Here is a 4,578-nt window from a genome sequence, read left to right on the forward strand (position 1 = left end):
CGGAGGCTGACATTCCCATCGAGGTCAACTGTCAGCAGGGGGACTTTACGGAGGATGTCCGTGGCATCGCCGCCCTTGGCCGCAATGTCTTTATCGGCGTTATAGACCAGCCGGTCTACTTTTTCTTCAATTACTGCCGCCTGACCCGTTACGGTTACCTCCGCCAGTGTTTTGACATTAGAGGAAAGCTTAACCGATCCCAGATCAATGCTCTGTCCGTTCGCTACTTTCAGATTATCAATTACTTTGGTCTGAAAACCTACAAAAGTAATCAGAATCCGGTAGTCGCCGGCTACCAGTTTGGGCAGTGTGAATTTCCCTTTTTCGTCGGCAAGTGTACCGTCTACGGCTTTATTGGTGGCTTTATTATACAACGCAATGCTGGCAAACTCAACCGGTTTAGCCTGGGCTGAGTCAACAACCATACCGGTGATTTTAGCCGTTCCTTTCGGAGACTGGTCGCCCGCAGTACCCGGCAACGCCTTGGTTTGCGAAGCGCCGCCCATCATGGGAAACTGAGCTTTAACCGATTGGTGTGTGCTAACTGTAAGTAAAGTTGCTGCAATAAGGATGAGGTTCGTTTTCATTTTCCTGAACTTGAATAGCTCAAAGGTCATACCTTCTCCCGAGGACTGAAATAAAAAGCGGATAAACGACGGAAAAGCCCTGATAAACCAGGGTTAACGGCTGACGAACGTACCAGGCAGGTTGATGAACGGTGGATCGCCCCAAAATGAGTTAACAAAGATACATTTCCGGCAGCCAAGGTAACATTTTTGCACCGTAGGGGCGACCCCACGTGGTCGTCCAAAGCGGAGGATAAGTAGTCGTGGTCGCCCAAAGCGAGGGTAAATAAGAAAGATAGACCGCAGCAGGGCCAGAGTAAGTGAATTAGATAGCCCTGTTGCTGCAAGTGTCCCCGGTTTTTGGATCAAACAGCTGCTTTACGTACTTTTAACGTAAAGCTTTAAACCAGCTACAACAAAATCCCTTAACAACCATGAAAAAAACTGTTTACCTGCTCGTGGGCTGGCTGATGGCAGGCATTGCCTGTGCTCAGACAACCCCACCCAAACGACCGCTGCCAATTATTGATGTACACGTGCATGCCATGAAAGTAAACCCTGGCTTTGCCATTGAAATGTGTCCATGGTTTTTGCGGGATATGCCCGGCGGCGATCCCAACCAGCAGATGCGGGCATTTCTGAATACAGAATGCGTTGATCCGCTGCAACCGGCCAAATCCGACGCAGAAATGGAAGCCGCTGTGCTCGAAACCATGAAGCGGCTTAACATGACCATCATTGCCTACGGCGATCCGCAAATTCTGCGCCGCTGGAAAAAAGCCGCCCCTGACCGCGTCATTCCGGGCATCGGAGTGAGCTCGCCCAACGACATGAGCGTTCAGGCATTTACCGATTCGTTATCGTCTGGTTTTTATAAGGTTATGGGCGAGGTAGCCCCGCAGTATCAAGGATTATCACCCAGTGATATGTCGCTCGATGCCTATTTTGCTGCCGCCGAGAAGCTGAATATTCCGGTTGGTATCCACATGGGGACGGGCGGCAACGGCATGGCCAATATTTCTCAATCGAAGTACCGCGCGTCATTGGGGCGTCCGTTTTTACTGGAAGACATGCTGGCCCGGCATCCCAAGCTCAAAATCTGGGTCATGCACGCCGGTTATCCCATGATCGACGAAATGATTGCCCTCATGGGTGCTAACGCCTATGTCTATGTCGACCTGGCGGGGTTTATCTGGAGTTATCCGCAAGCCGAAATTCACATGTACCTCAAACGCCTCGTGCAGGCCGGCTTTGGAAAACGGATCATGTATGGCACCGATTTTATGATCTGGCCCAAACTGTTTGAAACGTCCATCAGCATCATCGAAAATGCCGATTACCTCTCCTTCGACCAGAAACGCGACATTCTCTTCAACAACGCCGTCCGCTTCTTCCGCCTCGATCCGGAGAAATACAAGTAGCGATTGAGCGATGGAGTGATTGAGTGAGGACCGCCCTCTTTAAAAGGCGTGTCCTCAAATGCAGGCTTATGCATGATCAATTCTCACTCAGCCGCTCAATCACTCAATCACTCTGTTTCGCAGCGCTTCCTCATCCGTCAGGTCCAGCCGGAGGGGAGTGATCGAGACAAAGTTATTTTCGACGGCCCAGCGGTCGGTGCCTTCTTCGGCAGGTTCAAGGGGTGTTACCGTAAACCAGTAATGCTTGCGCCCCAACGGATCTACGCCCGGAACAACGGTCCCGTCGTAGAGCCGGACCGATTGCCGTGTCCAGCGGATTTCGGTCGGGTATTCGGGAAGGTTAACGTTATAGAGGGCCAGGCCCGGGGTCTCCAGCAGTACCGTCAGGGCTTTTTCCACAAAGGGAGCCAGCCGGTCAAAATCGGGTTCGGTTTTGCCAACGGGTGTGCTGAGCGCAATGCCTTTGATGCCCAGTAAAACGGCCTGTTTCGCAGCGGCCAGGGTTCCGGAGTGCCACATGGAATTGCCGAGGTTAGGCCCCATATTGATGCCCGACAACACCACGTCGGTCTGGCTCCAGAGGTGTGTACCAATGGCCACGCAGTCGGCCGGGGTTCCGTTGACCCGATAGGCATCCAGCCCGTCGAAGGCAATCGGAGACTTCCGGTAAGACAGCGGTCTGGAATGGGTTACGGCATGGCCCATGGACGATTGTTCTACATCAGGAGCTACAATCCGGACTTCCCCGAACCGGCTGGCAACCTTGGCCAGTGCAGCAATGCCGGGGCTGTAAATGCCATCATCGTTTGTGATCAGGATTCGCATAATGTCTGTTTGGATAGAATTCTTCAACCTCAGGGGTTGTAATCGGTTAACCTGTTAGTTCAACCCCACAGAGACAAAAAAGATGAAGATTGCTACCCTATGGCACAACCCCGCCGCCGGCGATGATGGCCAGTCGGAAAAAGAACTTATTGCCCTGATCGAACAAAACGGATTTCAGTGCCGCACCATTGATGAGCAGGATGAGGCGCTGAAAAGCCACCTCGCCCACAGTGATTTTCTGGTCATCGCGGGTGGTGATGGCACGGTCAGAGGCGCCGTTAAAAAGCTGATTATGCCCGGCTTCGATCCTGTATCGGTGCCGGTTGCGGTCTTACCCGCCGGAACAGCCAACAACATCGGCACCAGCCTGCACATCCGGGGTAGTCAGGAAGAGATCATCACGTCATGGCAGGATGCCAGCCCGAAACCGGTTGATGTCGGCTGTGGCGTGTCGGCCCAAACCTCGTACTTTTTCCTGGAAAGCCTTGGCATCGGCCTGTTTCCGAAACTGATGGAGGTGATGAAGCATAAAGAAGAGGAGGAGAACAGAGAAGACCGGCTCGACGATGCACTGGAAACCCTTCAGCAACTGATTCCATCCTTTCCGGCCTTCCACTGTACCATCCGCATTCACGGGCGGACAATTGAGGGGCGTTTTCTGATGGTAGCCGTCATGAACATGCCCATGTTCGGCCCGAATCTGTACATGGCTCCCAACGCCGACCCCGGGGATGGTAAACTGAATTTATTGCTGGTGAGCGAATCGGAAAGGGAGCACCTGGCCGGTTTTGTGGCCAAACGGCTGGCCGGAATTGATGTGCCGTTTATCGGGCAGTCTTACCTGATTGATTCCGTTTATCTTGCCTGGAAACAGGCCGATGCCCATGTTGATGATGAAGTGCTGCCTCAGGCTCAGGTCAGTCAGCTGGATATTTCGGCAAAACCCGGTTTATTGACTTTTCTGGTACCTGAATAACCGCTGTTTACCCGTATGAGCGGGAAGACGGGATAATTTTTTTAGGTTCGGGCTATTAAAACCAGCAGACAGATACCACATTTGCAGGAATTAACGAGCCCAATATGAACATAGTCATTCTCGACGGTTATACATTGAATCCGGGTGATCTGACCTGGGAAGGTTTTGAAAAACTCGGCACCCTGACGGTCTACGACCGCTCAGCCCCGAACGAAGTCCCTGAACGGGCAAAAGACGCGGATATCCTGCTGACGAACAAAACCCCACTGGGGCAGGATATCATCAGCCAGCTGACAAAAACCGCTTATATCGGGGTATTGGCTACCGGCTATAATGTGGTTGATATTGACGCGGCGAAGCAGAAAGGCATTACCGTAACCAATGTACCCGGCTACGGTACCGATTCGGTCGTTCAGCTTACGTTTGCGCTGCTGCTGGAACTGACATTGAGGGTGCAGCGGCACAGCGATTCGGTCATGGATGGTAAATGGGCGCGCTCAGCTGATTTTTGTTTCTGGGATTATCCGCTCGTTGAGCTGGCCAATAAAACCATGGGGATTATCGGGTTCGGCAGCATCGGAGAGCGCATTGCCGATGTGGCTACGGCGTTTGGCATGAACATCATTGGCTCCAAACGCCACCATACCGATCAGTCGCACCGGAAAAACTTCCGGTGGGCAACGGTGCCGGAATTGCTGGCCCAATCGGATGTTGTCACGATCCATAGCCCGCTGACGGCGGAAACAAAAGGACTGATCAACAAGGAAAACCTGGCGCTGATGAAACCGAC

5 protein-coding genes are annotated in these 4,578 nt (G+C 52.6%); 3 read left to right on the plus strand and 2 right to left on the minus strand.

All coding sequences use genetic code 11. The annotated features are described in order from the left end of the window. Positions 1–587 (minus strand): carboxypeptidase-like regulatory domain-containing protein (locus BLX24_RS29460; protein WP_143092876.1); only part of this gene is annotated, 587 nt, incomplete at its 3' end. Positions 588–1,000: 413 nt separating this feature from the next. Between BLX24_RS29460 and BLX24_RS29465 the strand changes: the two genes are divergently transcribed. Further along, positions 1,001–1,987: an amidohydrolase family protein gene (locus tag BLX24_RS29465; protein WP_071506801.1), complete on the plus strand. Its 987-nt coding sequence runs from the start codon at positions 1,001–1,003 to the stop codon at positions 1,985–1,987. A 99-nt stretch (positions 1,988–2,086) separates the two neighbouring features. Here BLX24_RS29465 and surE read toward each other — a convergent pair whose 3' ends face one another. Next, positions 2,087–2,812 carry a 5'/3'-nucleotidase SurE gene (gene surE / locus BLX24_RS29470; protein WP_071506802.1) on the minus strand — a complete coding sequence of 242 codons (726 nt, stop codon included), beginning with the start codon at positions 2,810–2,812 and terminating at the stop codon, positions 2,087–2,089. Between the two features lie 82 nt (positions 2,813–2,894). Here surE and BLX24_RS29475 point away from each other — a divergent pair, with 82 nt between their 5' ends. Next, entirely contained in the window at positions 2,895–3,788 is an 894-nt protein-coding gene (locus BLX24_RS29475) for a diacylglycerol/lipid kinase family protein (protein WP_071506803.1), read from the plus strand. Positions 3,789–3,892: 104 nt separating this feature from the next. Continuing rightward, positions 3,893–4,578: NAD(P)-dependent oxidoreductase (locus BLX24_RS29480; RefSeq protein ID WP_071506804.1), on the plus strand; the 686-nt coding region annotated here is incomplete at its 3' end.

It is taken from the genome of Arsenicibacter rosenii, assembly GCF_001870735.1.
GTDB lineage: Bacteria > Bacteroidota > Bacteroidia > Cytophagales > Spirosomataceae > Arsenicibacter > Arsenicibacter rosenii.

What these genes read in the sequence shown, in the direction of transcription:
- BLX24_RS29465 (WP_071506801.1), top strand. Translation starts at nt 1,001, where the DNA reads ATGAAAAAAACTGTTTACCTGCTCGTGGGCTGGCTGATGGCAGGCATT.
- surE (WP_071506802.1), bottom strand. Translation starts at nt 2,812, where the DNA reads ATGCGAATCCTGATCACAAACGATGATGGCATTTACAGCCCCGGCATT.
- BLX24_RS29475 (WP_071506803.1), top strand. Translation starts at nt 2,895, where the DNA reads ATGAAGATTGCTACCCTATGGCACAACCCCGCCGCCGGCGATGATGGC.